Source organism: Hominiventricola aquisgranensis (genome assembly GCF_040096225.1).
GTDB classification, from domain to species: Bacteria; Bacillota; Clostridia; order Lachnospirales; family Lachnospiraceae; genus Hominiventricola; species Hominiventricola aquisgranensis.
Map to the genome: position 1 here is coordinate 49,791 of NZ_JBBMFC010000015.1, position 18,590 is coordinate 68,380.

General features: G+C 46.9%; 18 protein-coding genes and 2 pseudogenes. 3 read left to right on the plus strand and 17 right to left on the minus strand.

Annotation, left to right across the window (positions count from 1 at the left end; translation table 11 throughout):
* Positions 1 to 8: 8 nt before the first annotated feature.
* From WMO62_RS09590 to WMO62_RS09630, 9 genes and pseudogenes are all read right to left on the minus strand, one after another.
* On the minus strand, positions 9 to 878 hold the full coding sequence (locus WMO62_RS09590; protein ID WP_349144530.1) for a VirB6/TrbL-like conjugal transfer protein, CD1112 family: 870 nt from the start codon (positions 876 to 878) through the stop codon (positions 9 to 11).
* A gap of 20 nt (positions 879 to 898) precedes the next feature.
* Positions 899 to 994: pseudogene (locus WMO62_RS09595) on the minus strand (Maff2 family mobile element protein); the annotation flags it as partial.
* An 87-nt stretch (positions 995 to 1,081) separates the two neighbouring features.
* A pseudogene (locus WMO62_RS09600) lies at positions 1,082 to 2,605 on the minus strand (recombinase family protein); the annotation flags it as partial.
* A gap of 123 nt (positions 2,606 to 2,728) precedes the next feature.
* A complete protein-coding gene (locus WMO62_RS09605; RefSeq protein ID WP_055145343.1) occupies positions 2,729 to 3,091 on the minus strand; it encodes a hypothetical protein in 363 nt (120 codons plus the stop codon).
* Between the two features lie 42 nt (positions 3,092 to 3,133).
* The gene (locus WMO62_RS09610) at positions 3,134 to 5,638 is read right to left on the minus strand and encodes an ABC transporter permease (protein WP_055145341.1); all 2,505 of its coding nucleotides are present in this window, start codon (positions 5,636 to 5,638) and stop codon (positions 3,134 to 3,136) included.
* Positions 5,638 to 6,318 (minus strand): ABC transporter ATP-binding protein, encoded by a 681-nt coding sequence (locus WMO62_RS09615; RefSeq protein WP_055145338.1) that lies wholly within the window; start codon positions 6,316 to 6,318, stop codon positions 5,638 to 5,640. Before WMO62_RS09615 ends, WMO62_RS09610 begins: the two co-directional genes overlap by 1 nt.
* 100 nt (positions 6,319 to 6,418) lie before the next feature.
* Complete coding sequence (locus WMO62_RS09620) at positions 6,419 to 7,426, minus strand: sensor histidine kinase (protein ID WP_055145335.1); 1,008 nt, start codon at positions 7,424 to 7,426, stop codon at positions 6,419 to 6,421.
* Between the two features lies 1 nt (position 7,427).
* The gene (locus WMO62_RS09625; protein ID WP_055145332.1) at positions 7,428 to 8,096 is read right to left on the minus strand and encodes a response regulator transcription factor; all 669 of its coding nucleotides are present in this window, start codon (positions 8,094 to 8,096) and stop codon (positions 7,428 to 7,430) included.
* Positions 8,093 to 8,305, minus strand: a complete 213-nt coding sequence (locus WMO62_RS09630) for a helix-turn-helix domain-containing protein (RefSeq protein ID WP_055145329.1) — start codon at positions 8,303 to 8,305, stop codon at positions 8,093 to 8,095. The genes WMO62_RS09625 and WMO62_RS09630 overlap by 4 nt, the downstream gene beginning before the upstream one ends.
* Positions 8,306 to 8,697: 392 nt before the next feature.
* Here WMO62_RS09630 and WMO62_RS09635 point away from each other — a divergent pair, with 392 nt between their 5' ends.
* Together WMO62_RS09635 and WMO62_RS09640 are read left to right on the plus strand one after the other, a co-directional pair.
* Positions 8,698 to 9,267, plus strand: a complete 570-nt coding sequence (locus WMO62_RS09635; protein ID WP_227338914.1) for an RNA polymerase sigma factor — start codon at positions 8,698 to 8,700, stop codon at positions 9,265 to 9,267.
* Positions 9,264 to 9,932, plus strand: coding sequence for a hypothetical protein (locus WMO62_RS09640; RefSeq protein ID WP_055145323.1), 669 nt, complete (start codon positions 9,264 to 9,266; stop codon positions 9,930 to 9,932). Before WMO62_RS09635 ends, WMO62_RS09640 begins: the two co-directional genes overlap by 4 nt.
* Before the next feature lie 133 nt (positions 9,933 to 10,065).
* Here the strand turns inward: WMO62_RS09640 and mobQ are convergent, their stop codons facing one another.
* Positions 10,066 to 11,763, minus strand: a complete 1,698-nt coding sequence (mobQ, locus tag WMO62_RS09645) for a MobQ family relaxase (protein WP_055145320.1) — start codon at positions 11,761 to 11,763, stop codon at positions 10,066 to 10,068.
* A gap of 91 nt (positions 11,764 to 11,854) precedes the next feature.
* On the opposite strand from mobQ, the gene WMO62_RS09650 reads away from it, so the two are divergent.
* The gene (locus WMO62_RS09650; RefSeq protein WP_173788530.1) at positions 11,855 to 12,103 is read left to right on the plus strand and encodes a hypothetical protein; all 249 of its coding nucleotides are present in this window, start codon (positions 11,855 to 11,857) and stop codon (positions 12,101 to 12,103) included.
* 61 nt (positions 12,104 to 12,164) lie between these two features.
* Here WMO62_RS09650 and WMO62_RS09655 read toward each other — a convergent pair whose 3' ends face one another.
* The 7 genes from WMO62_RS09655 to WMO62_RS09685 form a co-directional block, all read right to left on the minus strand.
* On the minus strand, positions 12,165 to 12,371 hold the full coding sequence (locus WMO62_RS09655) for a DUF3847 domain-containing protein (RefSeq protein ID WP_330375652.1): 207 nt from the start codon (positions 12,369 to 12,371) through the stop codon (positions 12,165 to 12,167).
* A 185-nt stretch (positions 12,372 to 12,556) separates the two neighbouring features.
* Positions 12,557 to 12,931, minus strand: a complete 375-nt coding sequence (locus tag WMO62_RS09660; RefSeq protein WP_055145314.1) for a hypothetical protein — start codon at positions 12,929 to 12,931, stop codon at positions 12,557 to 12,559.
* Positions 12,928 to 13,857 carry a ParM/StbA family protein gene (locus tag WMO62_RS09665; RefSeq protein ID WP_055145311.1) on the minus strand — a complete coding sequence of 310 codons (930 nt, stop codon included), beginning with the start codon at positions 13,855 to 13,857 and terminating at the stop codon, positions 12,928 to 12,930. The genes WMO62_RS09660 and WMO62_RS09665 overlap by 4 nt, the downstream gene beginning before the upstream one ends.
* 283 nt (positions 13,858 to 14,140) lie before the next feature.
* Positions 14,141 to 15,466, minus strand: a complete 1,326-nt coding sequence (locus WMO62_RS09670) for a DNA primase family protein (protein WP_330375650.1) — start codon at positions 15,464 to 15,466, stop codon at positions 14,141 to 14,143.
* Positions 15,429 to 16,064, minus strand: a complete 636-nt coding sequence (locus WMO62_RS09675; RefSeq protein ID WP_055145308.1) for a CHC2 zinc finger domain-containing protein — start codon at positions 16,062 to 16,064, stop codon at positions 15,429 to 15,431. The genes WMO62_RS09670 and WMO62_RS09675 overlap by 38 nt, the downstream gene beginning before the upstream one ends.
* Before the next feature lie 83 nt (positions 16,065 to 16,147).
* Positions 16,148 to 18,196: a recombinase family protein gene (locus WMO62_RS09680; protein WP_055145306.1), complete on the minus strand. Its 2,049-nt coding sequence runs from the start codon at positions 18,194 to 18,196 to the stop codon at positions 16,148 to 16,150.
* Positions 18,193 to 18,402 (minus strand): transposon-encoded TnpW family protein, encoded by a 210-nt coding sequence (locus WMO62_RS09685; protein WP_055145303.1) that lies wholly within the window; start codon positions 18,400 to 18,402, stop codon positions 18,193 to 18,195. The genes WMO62_RS09680 and WMO62_RS09685 overlap by 4 nt, the downstream gene beginning before the upstream one ends.
* Positions 18,403 to 18,590 lie beyond the last annotated feature (188 nt).

The window sequence follows — 18,590 nt, forward strand, 5'->3', positions numbered from 1 at the left end:
AAGCCTCCTTAATGCGCTCCGAACAGGCTCTTAGAGAGGCTGCCGGTCTTGAACAGGGCGAAGCACAGCAGGACCGTGTAGCCCATGCAGGCCCATATCGCGCCTGAGATATTTCCGTCCGTGGCGATACTCTGTACCAAAACAGAGTAGATTCCCACGCACACCATGATTAGAAATGCCTGGAACGCCAATGCAAACAGGGATTTCAAGTAGTTCTGTCCTGTATGGCTCCAATCCCGGTTTGTCATAGTGGCAAGCGGGATCGGTCCAACGGAAGTCGTCAAATACACCTCAATCATGCGACCATAGATGACAAGCATGATACAGATGGAAAGGGCATTCATGGTAAGCCCCACGAAAAGGGACTGGAACCACAGCCCGAACAGTTCTCCCGTGCCCAGGGCTTCAAGCTGCGCCTCCATATCCGTGATGACGCTGCTGATATCAATGGAGGTATTCCCAATGATGACGCCTGCGCTGCTGTTCACAACGCTTTGCCCGACATCGAAGATACCCATGACGATATTCCATGTGTTCGTCACAATAAGAACGGCACAGAAAGTCTTGAAAATCCACTTGAAGAACATCCAGGTATCTACATCGTGCAGATTGTTTTTCTCTGTCACAAGCTGGATCAGCTCATAACACATTACGAATGTCAGGATAACCCCGGCGATTGGAACGATCACCGTTTCAGAGAGGTTTCGGATCATAGAAACCACGCCGCTGTTCCATGCCAGCGGCGTCTGTCCCACTTCACCGGCGATCTCGCCTACTTTGGTATTGACCGTATCGAACATGCCCGACAGGTTTCCCGTGATCCCCTCGATGAGCAGCCCTCGGAGCCATTCATCGAGTTTGTCGAGTATGCCGCCCATAAGCGATCACCGCCAGACGATCAACCGAACAGGCCGGAGAGCAGAGGTACAAGGGTGATGCCGATGAGGGCGACACCGCCGCCGGCCATCAACTGTTTCATACCCTGGCTTTTTGCTTATGTGTGATAAAGAAGTAATAGAAGTGTAAAAAATTTTGCCGTTCCTATCCGATACTCAGCTCTGGTATCGGATAGGGCGGGCGGTCATTCGGGCAAGTCCACCTTGCCAACGAAAGAATAGTAAATCTCAATGTCCTGTCTGCGTGTGCCGTTTTCATCGTAGCTGCACTCATGCACAACGATTTTCTCTACAAACTCACGCAAGAGGGTGTGGGTCAGTTCTTCAAAGTTCATGTGCTTGCGGACAATGTTCATAAACTTTTCTGCGTTTACGGTGGCTTCCTGTGCTTTGGAAAGCTCCGCCTGTATTCTGGCAACACGCTCTTTCAATTCCTGCTGTTCGGCTTCATAATCTGCCGAAAGCTCCGTGAAACGCTCATCAGAAATGCGACCGCTTACGCTGTCCTCATACAGCCGCTTGAAAATAGCGGAAAGCTCACCGATACGCTTTTCGGCGGCTTCCAGTTCCTTTTTCTTAGCGGCGTTCCGGCGTTTGCCGCCGTCCTCGTTCTGCTCGATCAGCAGCTTCATAAACCGGGCTTCATGCTTTGCCGCATAGCTCGTCACTTTCCGCAGATTGGAGAGAACGCCCGCAGTCAAAAGGTCGGTGCGGATAAAATGCGCGGTGCAGTCATGGGTGCGCTTCTTGTAGTTCCCGCAGATATAGCAGTCCTGTTTCCGCTTATCGGTCTGGTAACGCTGCTGATACATGACGCTGCCGCAGTCCGCGCAAAAGAGCATACCAGAGAATAAGCCCACTTCATCATAGCGGTTCGGACGCTTGCGTTGTTTGCGTAATTCCTGCACACGCTCCCATGTCTGGGTGTCGATGATAGGCTCATGGTGGTTCTCGAAAATTGCCTGTTTCTCAATGGGATTTTCTACGCTGTGCTTGGTCTTGTAGGACGGTTTCTCCGTCTTGAAGTTCACCAGACAGCCCATGTACTCCCGATTTTCAAGGATATGCACCACGGTATTTGTCGCCCATTTGCACTCATAGCCGGGGTGATAGCGGCGGGTGCTGCCCGTCCTGCGGTATTCCAGCGTTCCCGGCGTTGGAATTTCCTGCTCGGTCAGCATACGGGCTATCTTGGTCGGACCGTTCCCGGCAAGGCACAGACGGTATATCTGCTTGACCACGGGTGCGGCTTCCTCGTCAATGATGAAGTTTTCGTCCTCGTCCATGAGGTAGCCGTACACGGGTTTGCTCGTAACAGGCTTGCCGCTCATGCCTTTTGACCGTTTTACAGCTTTGATTTTCTTGCTCGTATCTCTCACCAGCCATTCGTTGAAAATGTTCCGCAGAGGGGCAAAATCATTATCGCCCTGTGCACTGTCCACTCCATCGTTAATTGCGATAAAGCGGACGCCTTTTTGTGGGAAAATCATCTCGGTATACATTCCCACCTGCAAGTAGTTTCGCCCTAACCGTGACATATCCTTTACGATAACGGTAGCCACTTTCCCGGCTTCAATGTCCGCAAGCATGGATTGAAAACCCGGTCTTTGGAAGTTCGCACCAGAATAGCCATCGTCCGTATACCAGCGCAGATTGGAAAAGCCGTTCTGCTTTGCGTAGGTTTCAAGAATACGCTTCTGAGATGGAATTTGTCAAGGGGCTTTTCTGCAAAACACAATGTTTCTGAAAATAGCGTTCAAAATATATGCAGAGCCGTTAGTCCGCAAAGGATGCGAATTATCGGCTCAATGGTTTTCTTTTATTTGTAATCATTACTTTTCCAATTCCAGATATTCTTGTCCCATGAAGAAGATTTTCAATTCGTTTTGATCTACTTCTATCTCAAATTCTACACTACTATTTCCCTGTGTAACACAGATTATATCCGAGTAAGAAAAACTATAATATGCGTCACCGCAGGATAGACCCGAATCGGGCATATCTTTACTCACAGCAAGTTCCCCGTTTTCTTGAAAGGTAAATATCTCCTCAGCATTTGCATCCTTCCATGTGCCAATAATATCTTTTTCGTTCTGAATGCGATTTACTTTACCAACACATACAATGGCAAGTATAACTGCACCAACAGTCAAAGCAATGCCTGCAACTCTCTTTACCAGTTTCTTTTTACGCAATTTCTATTACCTCTGTTTCAGTTGCTTTGTTAGATTGAATGATTACATATTGCTCAATTTCAGTTCCTCTACAATTTCCACCTTTGATACGCTTCTAACAGCAAACAGCATAGCGATACATACCATAGCGCCGACAGCCATAACTGCAAGAGCATAAATACCGCCGTTCATATAAAAAGCAAATGGTGTCATACCCGACGATATGAAGTAGTAGATAGCACAATGAATCAAAAAGCTCACAGGCAACGCAAGAACCAATGCTTTTACGCCGTACAAAACAGCTTCGAGCAATAGCGTACATTTTAATCCTTTGGCAGTCATACCAACAGAACGCAGAACAGCAAATTCGCTTCTTCTCAAATGAATCGTATTCGAGATAGTGTTACAAACATTCAAGCTGATAATAACCGTCATCAGGATCGAGAACAGGCAGATTACCAGTTTTGCAATCGTATATACCTGTCTGGAATTATTCGTTGCGGCTGCAATGTCCACAGTTTGCGGAAATCCTCTGTCAGCCAGACATTCCATTGCTTCTTTATGCTGTGCTGTCTGTATTCTCATTTCCACATAGGCGTTATCATCTATCAGCAAGTTAAAATAACTTAAAGGCACGATGAGGACAGCTCGATCTCTCACAAACATGGATTGGATATTTGCATTTTCTTCTGAAACGATTTCTTCCACGATAATCGGCAAGGCATCCTCGGATGCCCCCAGCGGAATGATTTCTGTTCCCGGTTCAATAAGAAACGGTGAGCCTGCAATTACCCGATTTTGTGCCGAATTATAGTATCCCATAGTCTGATTGAGCAAAATTCCATGATTGAAATTTGTCACATCCAGACTGAATCCATTTTCATCGCAAAAAGAGACAAAATGTTCTTCGTCCAATCCTACGACATATACCTCTGCTTTCGTACCATTGATAAAATATCCTTGCATATCAGGATTGATTTGTTCCTGCGAAAATTCAGCGGTCATATATCGCTGAAAAGAATAGGAAACATCCGCAGTGATATTTTCATCCGATAATGCCCCGATTGCGACAGGAATATCTTTGTATTGAATCATCGAAATCACATCAGTATAACAGGAACCGTCCTCCTTCATATCCAAGGATGTCTGATAAAGCATAAAATCAGAGAAACTATATAAGGAAAGGGCAATTACCACCGACAAGAAAATAGAGCCGGTAATCGCTCGGAAGCGTTTTGGATTACGCTTAATATTTTTTGCTGCTAACGAACCATAAATGCCAAAAACCAAAGAAACGATTTTTCCGTCACGGAATTTCTTTCTTGATACCGCATTGTTAGACTGGCGGATCGCTTCAATAACTGTAATTTTAGCTGCTTGCTTCACAGGCTTTCTACTTCCGAAGTACAAAGAAGCAATGCCGGATAATCCGCTGACGAGCAGGATCAATCCGTTTACCTTCAAGGACAGTTCTACGATGCCAAAAGTGAATGTTTCTCCAAAAGCTGCCCTGACCACACTTAATAACAGAGCAGATAGCAGGATACCAACAACCAATCCAAAGGGTATGCTCACCACTCCCAAAAGGAAGGCTTCTAAATATACGCTAAGGCGTTTTTGCCCTTTTGTGGCTCCAATACTGGATAGCATTCCCATCTGCTTAATTCGTTCCTGTAAGGAAATGGAGAGGGCGTTGCTGATCATTGAAGCAGATGCAGCCATCAAAAGACAAACGACCATGACCACCAAAGCAATCAGTTTTGCAGCTCCTTTACCCCCGGTAATTCCATGATAGACTAACAATTCCGAATGAAACTTTGCTACATGACTGTCTACTGCCGCAGCCACTTCTTCGGCTTCTGTATAGATCGAATTGGATAAATTCTTTGCCTTGACATACGCAGCAAAATCGGATGCCGTTTTGTCAACACCTGCAAAGGCATTATAGTTTGCTGCGATTTTTGAGTCATTCACATCTGACAGAATACCAACAACTACATACGCTTTCTCTTTTGTTGGAACGAAGCTTTCTTCTTCGCCCCTATAATTTGTCAGCCCGGAAAGCTGGGCATTATATTCATCCCAAATTCTTGAACCAAGAGTTAAAGAAATCGTATCTCCAATCTCTGTATTCATGTTGTTTTTCTTCAAAAAAGATTCTGAAATAACAATCTCATTTTCATCTTGCGGGAAACGCCCTGCAAGCAAATACTGATTTAACGAAAATCTTTGGGTAAAGTTCTCGTCAATCTCGCCAACGGAGAGCATTGTACTGTTGGATTTCTCCCCGTAAAAACTGTTTCCGGCAAAGCGGAGAAGCGAAACTTCGCCTACATTGTTTTGACTATATAGCTCTTGAACCTGCTCCCAAGTCAAATCCTCCATGTAGTAGTCATAATCGCCACCATACACTTTTTCTTTCTCTTTCAAAAAATCAACCAACGACCATCCCCCACAGAGAATAGCGGTTATCATACTGATTGACAAAAGAATGGTTAAAAGTGTGAGTAGGGTACGCTTTTTATTCGACAACAGATTCCTGAGTGTAAGCATGAAAATCATATTCATCAGCGTATCACCTCATCCCTCACAAGTCTGCCATCCTGAATTTCCAGAATACGGTCTGCCTGCATTGCGATTTCACGGTCATGGGTAATCAGGATCATTGTCTGGCGATAGACTTCATTGGATTCACGCAGAAGTTTCATAATATCCCTTGTGTTCTCCGTGTCCAGATTTCCCGTTGGCTCATCCGCAAGGATAATCGCAGGTGCGTTAATCAACGCTCGTCCGATTGCCACTCTTTGTTGTTGACCGCCGGATAACTGACTTGGCAGGTGCTTTCTACGCTTTACCAGTTTGAGTGTGGATAGCAGTTCTTTCAAACGCTCCTGATTGATTTTACGCCCATCCAATCGAATCGGCAGCGTGATATTTTCCTCGACAGTCAAAACCGGGATCAGATTATAAAACTGATAGACAAGCCCAACCTGCCTTCTTCTGAATACAGCCAATTCATCTTCATTTTGCTCATAAACATCCTGTCCATCCACAAATACTTTTCCCGAAGTCGGTCTGTCAACACCACCTAAAATGTGCAACAGGGTAGACTTGCCAGACCCAGATGCTCCAATGATTGCAACAAACTCTCCTTTATCGACGGAAAAAGAAACATCTGACAAAGCATGGACAGGAGCATTGTCCATTTCATAGGTTTTGCAGATATTCTCTACTCTTAATATCTCCATAAAAAGTTCCTCCATATATTTTTGCAATTCAGTATAGCAAAGCCAAGTGACTGCTTCATTACTTTTTCATTACAAAAATGTCACTTAAAAAGGGGCTGCATTAAGCAGTCCCCCGATAAAAGCAGATTTCAAATTTTGCACCGCCTGACTCCCGATTTTTCGCTTGGATGACACCACCCTGATTGACAATGATCGTCTTTGCCAGAGCCAACCCCAAACCGGCATTACCGATTGTAGAGCCACTTCCTTGATAAAATCGGTCAAATAAATGGGGGATGTCTTTTTCCTGAAAACCTGTTCCGCTATCCTCTATAATGATCTGTGTCAAAAGAGGTCTTTCTATTGCCTTGATTTCGATAGTGCTGCCCTCTGGTGAATGTTCGATACAGTTTTTGATTACATTCCCCAAGGCTTCAGCAGTCCAATCAGTATCAAGAGATAGTTTTAATTCTGCCGGAATCACTTGCGTGATTGTCTGCATTTTTAATTCTGCCGCAATCTCCAGAGGACGAATTGCTTTTTCTACCACATCTTTTAAGTATACCGCCTGTGGCTTTAGAGTAATCGTTCCTGCATCCAGCTTGGATATTTTCAGAAGTGTGGCTATCAGCCACTCCATTCTTGATAAGAGCATAGTCTGTTCGCGGATCAGCTCATACCTTTCTTCGTCAGTCAGTTCCTCATTACACAGAGAAGCATTTAAGATATTCAGCGATGTCAAAGGTGTTTTTAATTGATGTGAAATATCGGCTAAAGCATTTGCCAAATTACCTTTCTCCATTTTCAGAGCTTCTGCCTGTTCAATAAGCCGTCTTGTCATCTTGGATATTTCATCATGTAAAACAGATAACTCACCTTCTTGAAACTGCCCAAAAGAAATTTTTTCATCTCCATGTAACAGCCTATCAATATGCAAACTAAAATCAGCAATTTTCTTGTATCTCTGATATGTGAAAAAGAGGGAAACTGCACTGGATGAAATGATAGCCGACAGAACAATCCACACAGCTTTGCTATCAACGATAATGCCAATGCCGCCCCAAAATAGAATAAGAATACTGCTGACAACAATTTGCCTTTTAACTTCTTTATTTCTGATAAAGTCCATATCAACCCACCTTATAGCCAAGCCCACGAACGGTAATTATGATTTCCGGCTCCTGCGGATTGGTTTCAATTTTGTCACGTAGCCTTTTCATATAGACAGTCAATGTATTATCATTGATAAACTCCCCAGTAGTGTCCCATAAAAGCTCCAACAATCTTCTGCGAGAAAGGACAATACCTTTGTTACGCAAAAAGACTAACAGCAACTTATATTCCATAGCAGACAACAAAATCTCTTTCCCATTCTTTGATACGGTTGCTTGATTTGTGTCCACAACTAAGTCGAGGTAACTGATAATGTTTTGTGTGTTCTTAGTTCTCCTTAATACGCTGTTGATCCTTGAAAGCAGTTCTCTTGGTCTGAACGGTTTGCTGATATAATCGTCAGCCCCCATATCTAACCCAGCCACAACACTATATTCATCATCAGAAGCCGTTAAGAAAATAACTGGCATAGTTCCTCTTTCTTTAATTGCAGAACAAACAGAAAAACCATTTCCGTTTGATAATTGAATGTCCACCAAGGCTATATCGTATTGGTCGCTATCCAATTTTTCTATTGCTTCTTTTTGACCGGGAGCATTTTCGATTTTGAACCCTTCATTTCCTAAATAGTCTGATAATGAGGATACGATACTTTGGTCATCCTCCACTAATAACAATTTACTCATCGTGTGTTCTCCTTGTTGTCAGCTATAAATTCATTTTTATTTTGTTTATATCTTCCATCAGCCGGCTTTTGGGCATCTTGGGGAATTAGCCATGCACGAGGTAGCCGAACAATTCCATCAATGCGATTCTCCTCACACAGCTTTTGAACACGACGCACCGATATTCCCCAAAGTTTAGCCGCATCCTGTACTGTCATGTATTCAAACATAGTTTACCTCCGCATCAAATAGTTATATATATTATATACGCACAAACGAACAATATCAATGGGCTGTTTGTAAACACTTAAACACTAACTGTGTACGAATTAACTCGGCGCTAACAATTTCCGTCATCCTGTTTCGGATATTATTTATTTTTCCACCCAACCCATTCTGTCCGGGCAGCTACCTTTAATTTTTTGTTACGCCTCCTCTGCTGCGAGCAACTCTACCAAAACCGAAGGACCATATTTTCAGACTGCCGAGCGACCTCGACTGGTGCCAAACGATTTTGCTGAGGCGATAGAAAATAGAATTGCAATGTACTATAATAAAGGTGTGAAATTTTCCCTCGCTTCTGTAAGATTGTCCGCCAGATCCATAGTACATAGGTGAGGAGGTGGATACCTTGTTAGAGGATGTGAAGATCATTGAACTGTTCTTTGCTCGTACTGAGCAGGCAATAGCTGAACTTGCTGCAAAATACGGTTCAACTTGCAAAAGAATTGCAAACAACATTTTGAAATGCGAACCCGACGCAGAAGAATGTGTAAATGATACATACCTTGCTGCGTGGAATGCAATTCCTCCAGAAAGACCTGACCCACTCAGAACCTATATTTTTCGTATTACCCGCAATATCGCTACCGCAAAATACCACGCAAATACTGCACTAAAGCGAAACAGTTACTATGATGTTGCACTTGATGAGTTGGAAGAGTGCCTAACTTCTGCATCTACTATTGAACAGGAAGTGGATGCAAAGGAGCTGTCACAGGAAATTGATCGTTTCCTTGACAGCTTGGATCAGGAAAGCAGGGTTATGTTTGTAGCAAGGTATTGGTACTCAGATAGCATTACAGAAATTGCAAAGAGGCTTCGTACAACAAATAACAATGTGTCTGTTCGCCTTTCCCGAATCAGAAGCAAACTTAAAAATCATTTACAGAAAGCGGGGTATGATTTATGACACGAAAGAACATCTCTGACGCCGTTGGTGGCATTGGTAGCCGTCATATCGAAGAAACGGCGAGTTATCAGGCAAAGAAACAAAAAAGCATTTGGCTGAAATTTGGGGCAATTGCTGCGTGTCTCTGTCTAATCGTGGTGGGAGTGTTTAGTATGGGATTATTCGGCAAAAGTACAGAAACAGCTACATTAGGTGATGGAACTACCATATCTTTCACTAAAGCAGATACGGTAGCCTCTGCTCTGAGTTTGAACTTGCAAGCACGAGCATTGACCAAAGATGAGGTTCAGACTATTTTCGGTGATCTTCCGATTTCCGGAGATGCCCTCTTTACCTTGGACGATGTAGCATTTGTTGGCTTTGATGGTCATTACAGCGATATGAAATTTGTTGTTTCGCTGTCTGGGAACAATCTTATGGATACTACCGTAATTGGCAAGGGAAATGTATCTATGGTTGGAGATACGCCAGTTAAAGCTGGCTACTTCGTTACAAATGCAAACAGCGAAGGAATTAAGACTGTGATCTATTACGCCTATATCACATTTGATAACTATTCCATCTATATCGAAAATGCAGGCGGAGAAAGTGAAAGAGAGGCTGTTCGAGCGGAACTGATGGCAGCACTTGATAAGTTGTTGGAAAACTCTTTTGATTTTAAGTGATAGAATTCGATTAAATATTGCAAGCACCGGTATGGAAAACCCATACCGGTGCTTATTTTACGCTTGACGTATAGGGATTATCTCCATCCCCCTATGTCACAGACTTCACCTGAAGTTTCAACCTCCAGCACTTTTAACGTTCCATATCTCTGTTTTTCATCTTACGCTCAAGCCGCTCCGATCGCCGCCTTTGCCGCAGTTCTCGATCCATTGTCTTTTCCTGTGCATATTCGTCAAGATAGCCAGACACATCCCGTAGGCCACTCTCCATCAACCACCAACTGAACTTGTCGCCATAAGCCGCTTCAATGCGTTGGGCTGCTGCTTTCTCTCTGTCAGGTCGAAGTGCCTTCCGCTCCAGATAAAGCTGCAAGGAATCAAAGCCGGAAGCTTGCTCTTTCAGCTCGGCATACTCAGACAATGCAGCCTCCAGCTCTCCGGCATACTTATTCTCCTGCGCCTCAAGCCGTTTGAGATTATCTTCATAGCGGTCAATCTGGCGCTGGAAGATATCGCTTGTGGCGTCCTCTGGGTATTCCAGAGAATGAAGCAGCATAGCCTTTTCGCTTTTTAGCTCCTCTAACTTTTCCGTCAACTCGGCTATTTTGGAGGCAAGCTCACGGTGCCTGACAAAGTGGATCGCAGGAAGGGATTTCTTTTCAGCCAGTAGGGACTTCCGTTCTTTGGTTGTTTCCTTTATCTGCTGCACAAGGGAGCGGTACTGTGCCAGATTTGGCTTCAGAATATTCAAGGCACCGGTCATCTGTTTCTTGCTGCTGCGGATATGCCCTAACTGATAGCAGAAGATCAGCATATTTTCCCGCAGCTTTTCCAACGCTTCTGCAATAGCGGGCAGCGTGTTCTTCACCGCCTCCGTAATTTTCTTGAACTGCGCCTTCAGTTCCCGCAGGAGCCTGTTGTCCGCCTTGATCTGACGGTTGAGTTCGCACCTGTCGGACACGATACCTTTCTGTTCCAAAGCACGGGCAATCACGCCCTCGTGGATGGTGGGCTGCTCGTCAATGCCTCGCTCGACAAAGCTGCGGTGGTCGATGCGCTCCTCATGACCGTATCGCTCCAAATATTTGTTTGTCACATCTGCCCATGCTTTGCGCCAGATAAGGAGCTGTTCCTCGCTGTTCCAGCGTTCAGAAATGGGATTCTGTCTCCCGTATTTGGTGCTTTTGGGATACTTGCTGGCACGCTCATATCCATGTTCCTCAGCTGCGGATGGTGTCATATACACTTTCTTCCTGCCTACCTTGTACTGGTACTGTTTCTCCCATCCGTCAGCCTGTGCAGCCTTAAACTCGGCAGCGGTAAAGCCCCGTTCCTCACCGTCACGGCTGCAGAGATATTCCTTCTCCGTTTTGTATTGCCATTTGCCGCTTTCATCAAGCGGGCGCACCGTCAAGAGAATGTGGGCATGTGGATTATGACCCGGTGGATCAGGATCGTGGATTGCCAGATCGGCGCACATCCCGTCTGCGACAAATTGGTTTTGTACGAAGTCCGTCAACAGCGTCTGCCATTGCTCTAGGGACAACTCTATGGGCAGGGCTACCACAAACTCACGGGCTAAGCGGCTGTCCTTGGTTTTCTCGTTTTCCTCCACGGCGTTCCAGAGAACCTCTCGGTCTTGCCATGCGGGTGGGGCCATGTCCGGCAGGAATACCTCCTGCCACACAAGCCCCTGCTTTCGGGTGTAATCGTGCTGTACTCCGTCATAGTCATTGAGGATGTGGGAGCAGCTGAGATAAGCGGAGGCTGCACAGGCGGAGCGTCCGGCTCCCCGGCTGACCACCTTTGCCTCCAAGTGGTAAATTGCCATTTGCGTTCACCTCGATTCGTATTTTGTGAGGGGGTGGTAAAACGCCACCCCTTGGTTTCTGTTTCTCTTTGCAAAGAGAAAATGGGCTGCATTGCTGCCCATATCTGCGATAAAGCTGCCGGTGGCAGGTTTTCGCAGGCAGGAGGCGGGCAGAGTATCTGCCGGATTGGTGCGACAAGCAGCAATCTCTGCATCAGCAGAAGCGCCGACTGCACAGGGAATGCTGACTTGCGGCATTTCCTGCCCTCTCTGGAGAAGTGTCCGATGGACAGTTCGTGAAGAGCGCACGAGCCCGACCAACGGAAGGGATACCACCGCCTGCTTCGCAGGTGGTGAGTAAGTGCGCCCTTCGGGATAAAAAAGGAAGGGACGCCCCGGTTGCCCGGAACGCCCCTCGCAGATTAGTGTAGCTTCTCATATAACAAGTCCTCTAATTTTTCAAGCTCCATTTGCTGAGCCTCTGGAAATACTTTCTCCAAAACAGCGCCCTCCTGAATCAAGCGTCTGGTACGGGCCTTTCGCTCTTTCGCCCGATCCCGCATTTGTGCCTCCTCCAATCGGTGCTTGGCCTGCAATTCTTCCTTGGTCATGATCTTTTTATTTGCCATATCTGGCTCCTTTCTGCCGCTGGGCGGCTTCGTGATAGTAAAAAGCAGGGAACTGGTATCACACAGATACCAACTCCCTGCAGAACTGATGGTAAATTGTTTTCCTCATTCTGAGAATTGCCAATTTGGTAGCAAAGACGGATTGTATTGCCACCAACATAGTAGTAAAATCAAGAAAAGTAATTTCAAAAGCCGTCTGCAAAATCCAGCGCAGCTGAAATGTCCTCCTCGGTTTCCTCCGAAACAAGAGCAGCGGCAGGCTGTGCGCTCTGCATAAGCTGTAGGATACCGCCAAGGCTTACCGGCGTACAGCTCTGCAAGCTGCGTGAGATGGTATCCTCGATCCGGCTGAGGAAAGCGTCCTCCTTCTCCCGTGTTTCCAGATAGGGATCATCGGCAAGCTGCTTGCTACGGTCAAAGTAAGCGTTGACCGCCGAAACGACTGCCTTGCTGACTGAACGATATTCTCGCCTGTCAAGGCTCTGCAAATGCTCCCACGCCCTGCGGTCTGCTTCGTTCTCCAGATTCAGCCGAAGTGTTGTTGTGTAGATTTGCTTCATACAAGATCGCCTTTCTTTTGCATTTTCTGTGCAGACAGCAGCTCATAGCCCTTGGCTGTGGCGCAGATGTCATCATTGATCATCACCCGGCTGGCATCATATTCTCCGAAATTCTTCACCATGCAGCTTCCACCGCCGACAACATAGAGCCTCATCAGTTCCGGGTCATACTCATGCTCACGCAGTCTGCGGAAGATGCCTGCGGTGTAATCCCTCGCTGTGTTCTGGATAGCAGTTAGGTAGCGTTCGCTGATGTCTGCCGTCCCAAAGCGAATCACACGCTCCAGAATCGTATCATCTACCGATGCGCCAAACTGCCGCATGAGATTTTCCCGGACAGCAATCATGCACTGGTTTGTCCCGTACTTCTCCGTGAAGCACTTCTGAGATAGCGGACGGCGCTCGTTGATATACATGACATTCATCGTTCCGTTGCCAATGTCGCAAAGCATATTGATGCCCTTGAATCCCCGCAGTCTGTCCGCCACAGCGGAGAAGCCCTGCGGGAAGATGTCCGCTCCGGCAAACTCCACATGATAGCTGACACCACGGAAAATGAAATCCGCCATTTCATTCTGCAACAGGTACGCCTTGAAGCTATCCTTCTGTTCGCTGACCCAAGTAAGAGGGAGCCCCGCCGCCAAATGCACACGGGCAGAGGTCTGCTTGCGGATATTCAGCTCTCTTGCAATGGCAGCAAGGGTCAGAATATAGTAGTCACCGTCTGTCATTTTGTCAGAGATAAACTCCTTGTGACCTTCGCCCACGGTGTAATAGCTGCCGTTGTAGACAAGCAGATTGCTTTTGAAGGTCGGCTCCTTGTCAGAGATGATCACGCCCGTAGGAAAGCAGCAATGTGCAGTCTTGATATTCCCATAGCCGTGGTCGATGCCGATGATTATAGGGTTATTGTTCATATAGTTCATAGTTTGTCCTTTCTGCCGCTGTGCGGCCTTGAAAATAGATTGTTTGTGTACGGCTCTGTACGGTAAACGCCAGTGCTGTACGCCGCTGTACACCGATTGGTCTTTGGATTTTGCGTTTGCTTTGTCAAATCGCTGTTTATACCGCAAGAAAATGCGGTAATCGCAGCACATTGCACATAAAGAACGCTGATTTTGCGGTAAAATAGCTTTTTGAAAACGGAGTTGAGAACTGCCGTACATCGTGTACGGCATGTACGGCAGTTTTGAAGTCCAGTTCTCATATTTAATAAGGAAGCAAGTTCATCGCCTCCACTCCGATAAATCCACGCACCCGCTTTCCGGCTGCGTACACATTGTTGGTAGCCTCCACATTATAAAGCCGTTCATTCTGGGCCAGCTCTGAGCTGATACGATTTGCTGACATAGGCTTTTGTGCGTTGTCCTCGCACCAGCGGAGATAGGCTTCATAGATAGCCTTGGAGCTGGCTTCGCTGTCGGCCTTAAAGCGGATATAGCCCTCGGATTGCAAAAACTCGATCACATTGTTGCTGCTGCGCTTTACTGTCTCCATATTTTCTTTGGCTCTATCGCTGATGGTGAACTGATACTCGTTCCCAATCAACCGCCGCAGACCCTCCAGACACCACAAAAAGATGCCCTCACGCTCCTGTGTCAGCTTATCCACCAGAAATGGATCATCGGCTCGTCCTGCTGGCCTGTCCTTGGTGGTCAACACGATCTGCCTGCGGAAGAAGCCGTCTGACTTGTCGTGCAAAGCGGTTAAAGCGCCGTTGCCGAAGCAAAGAAAGCGGACATAAAGCTGGCTCTGATAGCTTTGAACACCCTTGCGTTCCATATCCATCTTGCACTCTGAGGTCACGATGGATTTGATATAGTTGGTCTTGGGCAGGGCACTCATATCCATATCGTCATCCACCATCAGCAGCTTGTTTTCCAGGTCTGCACGGCTGAAACGGTTGTTCTCTACCTTCTGGATGCTGGTGGTATTCATGTTATCTCCCAGCATGGAGCGCATTACAAGTCCGATTCGACTCTTTCCTTCGCCGCCCTTACCAATCATCAGGAGCATTTTCTGCCCCTTTGTGGTAGGCAATAGGCAGTAGCCCATATACTCCTGCAAGGTGGGAATGTCCTCCGGGACAAGCAGCTCGGATAAAAATTGCAGCCAGCGCACAGGCGGCGGTGCATCGGGGAGATAGGCCACACTCAGACGGTTGTTGCAATAGCTTTTGTCCTCGGTGAAACGCCCATCCAGAAAGAGTGTCCCGTTTGCCACATGGATACGGTCAGTCTCGATGGGCAGGGGCGGCGAATAGGCTTGCAGCTTGATACTGGCCAGCAGATTTGCCACCACCTTGGAAAGCCCGGAGGTCAGACAGCCGGAGATCTCCTCCAGAATGAGATTGCCGATTTGCGCCTCGTCCTCAATCAGTCCATCCACTGTGAACAGCCTTCCTCTGACACATTTCATGGGATGCTTTTTTAAGAACTGCTGACAAAACAGCACTTCGTTGATGCGTTTTCCATCATACCAATCGGGAATGCTTTCTTCAGGCGGCATAACCATTGGGGTATTCAATTCGTCCATAGGTTTCCTCCTTTCGCAGTTGTTCCAGACGCTCCTTTAGTGCTATGATTTCACCATCCGTCATCCAGTCCTGTACAATTTCCCGACGCTCATAGCTGTCACCAAAGGTGAGAATGTTCAGTTCATATTCAATCTGACTGAGCTTGTGGCAGGCTTCCACGAATAAATCATGGACTGGCTCATCCGGCGTTTGCGGCGCATAGTATGCTTTCCATTCCTCCAAGCAACGGTAATAGTCCGATAAAACAGAAAAGCACAGACGCTCGTTTTCTTTGAGCTTCTGTGCTTCTGTTCGGATACGCTTTGCATTGAGTGCCGCTGCGCTGGGCGGCTTGTCCGGGTCAAGATGAAAGTCTATCACCAGCTTCATGGCTGCGTCGTAGGGCTTGAGATCAAACAACCTTGCAGTGAAGTCAATGACATCTCCATGCTCTCCGCAGGTAAAGCAATAATAATGGTCGTTTGCCACATACAAGCTGGGGTGTCTGTCATTGTGAAAGGGGCAGAGCGCCTTGCCGTGCCGGTTGACCTCAAGGCCATACGCCTGTGCCGCTTCCCGCAGGCTGACGTTGTTTTTTACGGTTTCGAATAAATTCATGTGTCCTCCTTTGCGTAGAAAAAGCGGCTTGCCCTGATATAAGGCAAACCGCTTCCTCAAAATTTATTGTTTTATTGGAAATATTAAGCCGGAGAGGTAACTGTCTCCGCTGCCAGTTTTTCCTTCCTGTTCGCTGCATTGCGAACCCGCTGGCCTTTGATATGCCCCTCATATCGGCACTCATCACTGCAATACTTGACATTGCTTCTTGTGGTGGAAAAGGTCTTACCGCAGTTTTCACAAGTGCAGTCACGCCGCCTGTTTTCTGCCGCTTCCTGCCGGTAGAACTTCGCCCGGCAATTCGGTCCGCAGAACATAGCAGCCGAGCTTTTGGATTCAAATCCCTGACCGCAGCACTTACAGGTTAGCTGAAAAGGCTGCCCAACGGTGTGCTTCCCGGCCTTAATCAACTGATAGCGCTCCCGGCTTTTGATGCGATGCTGGCGTAGCTGCTCCTGCCGCTTGATTTCCTCTGCTGTCAGCTCCGGGGCAGGAAGTTCAAACTTTCCGATGAATTTCAGGAAGATTTCTACCTCCTGCGTTCTGTCCCCGTCGATGCGCTCCGGGGCATGAACGATGATTTTATCAATAAATTCATTGATCATCGGTGTAGTCAGCTCGGAGAAATCGGTGTACTTTTCTGCCAAAGCAAGGAACTGCTCTACACGGGCAGTATCTTCCTCATAGCTCGTCAGGCTTTCCTCCGTTTCTGCAATCTGTGCGGAAAGGTTTTTCTGTTCGACTTCGTACTCAGCAAGCAGGCTGTCAAAGCGTTCCTCAGAAATTCGGCCTACGGCAAAGGATTCATAGAGCTTTTTAATGATCGTATCCAGCTCACTGTGGCGCTTACGGTCTTTGTTCAGCTTTCGTTTGGCATCTTTGGCCGCCTCCACCTGCCTGACCTGTGAAGCGGCTCGTATCTTCTCGGTGAATTTTTCCCGATCTGCTATGGCAAGCTGGCTGACAGTGCGGATTGTCTCTAAAATAAGGATACGCAGCGACTTAGTGGTAATATAGTGCCCGCAGCAGTCCTTTCCATGCTTCTGATGTGCCAGTGTATAAGAGGAGCAGTCAAAGAAATCCGACGGATACGGAGTGCCTTCTGTACCGCCTCTGGAACGATGATTATACATCTTTGCGCCGCAGTCCGCACAGTATAAAAGCCCGGTCAGGGGATTGGCTTCGCCTATGGTATCAATACGCCGTGGCGTTTTCCGCAGTTGCTGAGCAAGCTCCCATGTTTCCGGCTCGATAATGGCCTCATGGGTGTTCTCGAAGATCAGCCAGTCCTCCTTGGGATTAGGAATAGAGGTCTTGTCCTTATATGACAGCTTGTGGGAACGGAAATTGACCGTATGCCCCATATACTCAGGCTTAGACAATATCTGCCCCACAATATAGCCGCTCCAGTTATAAGGATATGCGAACTCGGTCTTACTTTTCCAAACGCCAATGCCTTTCCTTGCAAAATAGACCGCCGGAGCTTCTACCTTATCTTCAAAAAGGATTCTGGCAATGTCATAGGGGCCTTTTCCCTCGATGGTCAGACGGAAGATGCGCCGCACAACGGCGGCGGCCTCCTCGTCAATCAACCAATGGTGCTTGTCGTTCGGGTCTTTCTTATAGCCGTAGATGGCACTGTTGGTGGTAGGCTTGCCTGATTCCCCCTTCACACGGATAGCGGTTTTCTGCTTGCGGCTCAGATCACGCAAGTACCACTCGTTCATGATGTTGAGGAACGGAGCAAATTCATTGCTGTTCTGGTCGTTGCTGTCCACGCTGTTGGCGATGGCAATAAAATGAATGCCATGCTGACGGAACATAACCTCCGTGTAAAAGCCGGTCTGCAAGTAGTCACGTCCGATTCGGGACATATCCTTTACGATCACACGAGCCACCTTGCCAGCTTCAATGTCTGCCACCAGCTTTTTCCATGCCGGTCTTTCAAATGTGCCGCCTGAGAATCCGTCGTCCGTGTAATGGGCAAAGTTTGTGTACCCCTGCTGTGCGCAATAGCCCTCCAAGTATTTCTTTTGATTCACAATGGAGTTGCTATCCCCAATCTGGTCATCGTCACGGGAAAGTCGTTCGTATAAGGCGGTGATCTTGTCCTCAGTCTGAATGATGCTCATGATGCGCTCCTTTCAGACTGACGGCTCATTTGTGGTACACCAATTATATCACAAGTTCCGTCGTTTGTAACTACTTCGTTGCGTATCATTCGTAAAATTTTATCCTCCATTGTCTCTTTCCCACTTTCACTGAAAGCGACTCTCACCTTGTAGGTGGTGCCGCCAATACGTCTTATCATATACTGTGCCTGTTTGTTTTTATCCATAGCGTTCCTCCTTGAAAAATTCATGTTCGTTTGATATACTAATGGTGGTTCCGACTGATGTAAGTCGGTGGCATCTTGTGTCATGTTTCATAAAGCTACCGCAACTTGCGTCCTCCTTTCTCTTGATACGGGTTGAAAAAGTAACCTAAATAACCGCTTATCAGATTACCCTCTCACTAATAGGAGAA

What these genes read in the sequence shown, in the direction of transcription:
- WMO62_RS09590 (WP_349144530.1), bottom strand. Translation starts at nt 878, where the DNA reads ATGGGCGGCATACTCGACAAACTCGATGAATGGCTCCGAGGGCTGCTC.
- WMO62_RS09610 (WP_055145341.1), bottom strand. Translation starts at nt 5,638, where the DNA reads ATGAATATGATTTTCATGCTTACACTCAGGAATCTGTTGTCGAATAAA.
- WMO62_RS09615 (WP_055145338.1), bottom strand. Translation starts at nt 6,318, where the DNA reads ATGGAGATATTAAGAGTAGAGAATATCTGCAAAACCTATGAAATGGAC.
- WMO62_RS09620 (WP_055145335.1), bottom strand. Translation starts at nt 7,426, where the DNA reads ATGGACTTTATCAGAAATAAAGAAGTTAAAAGGCAAATTGTTGTCAGC.
- WMO62_RS09625 (WP_055145332.1), bottom strand. Translation starts at nt 8,096, where the DNA reads ATGAGTAAATTGTTATTAGTGGAGGATGACCAAAGTATCGTATCCTCA.
- WMO62_RS09630 (WP_055145329.1), bottom strand. Translation starts at nt 8,305, where the DNA reads ATGTTTGAATACATGACAGTACAGGATGCGGCTAAACTTTGGGGAATA.
- WMO62_RS09640 (WP_055145323.1), top strand. Translation starts at nt 9,264, where the DNA reads ATGACACGAAAGAACATCTCTGACGCCGTTGGTGGCATTGGTAGCCGT.
- mobQ (WP_055145320.1), bottom strand. Translation starts at nt 11,763, where the DNA reads ATGGCAATTTACCACTTGGAGGCAAAGGTGGTCAGCCGGGGAGCCGGA.
- WMO62_RS09655 (WP_330375652.1), bottom strand. Translation starts at nt 12,371, where the DNA reads ATGGCAAATAAAAAGATCATGACCAAGGAAGAATTGCAGGCCAAGCAC.
- WMO62_RS09660 (WP_055145314.1), bottom strand. Translation starts at nt 12,931, where the DNA reads ATGAAGCAAATCTACACAACAACACTTCGGCTGAATCTGGAGAACGAA.
- WMO62_RS09665 (WP_055145311.1), bottom strand. Translation starts at nt 13,857, where the DNA reads ATGAACTATATGAACAATAACCCTATAATCATCGGCATCGACCACGGC.
- WMO62_RS09670 (WP_330375650.1), bottom strand. Translation starts at nt 15,466, where the DNA reads ATGGACGAATTGAATACCCCAATGGTTATGCCGCCTGAAGAAAGCATT.
- WMO62_RS09675 (WP_055145308.1), bottom strand. Translation starts at nt 16,064, where the DNA reads ATGAATTTATTCGAAACCGTAAAAAACAACGTCAGCCTGCGGGAAGCG.
- WMO62_RS09680 (WP_055145306.1), bottom strand. Translation starts at nt 18,196, where the DNA reads ATGAGCATCATTCAGACTGAGGACAAGATCACCGCCTTATACGAACGA.
- WMO62_RS09685 (WP_055145303.1), bottom strand. Translation starts at nt 18,402, where the DNA reads ATGGATAAAAACAAACAGGCACAGTATATGATAAGACGTATTGGCGGC.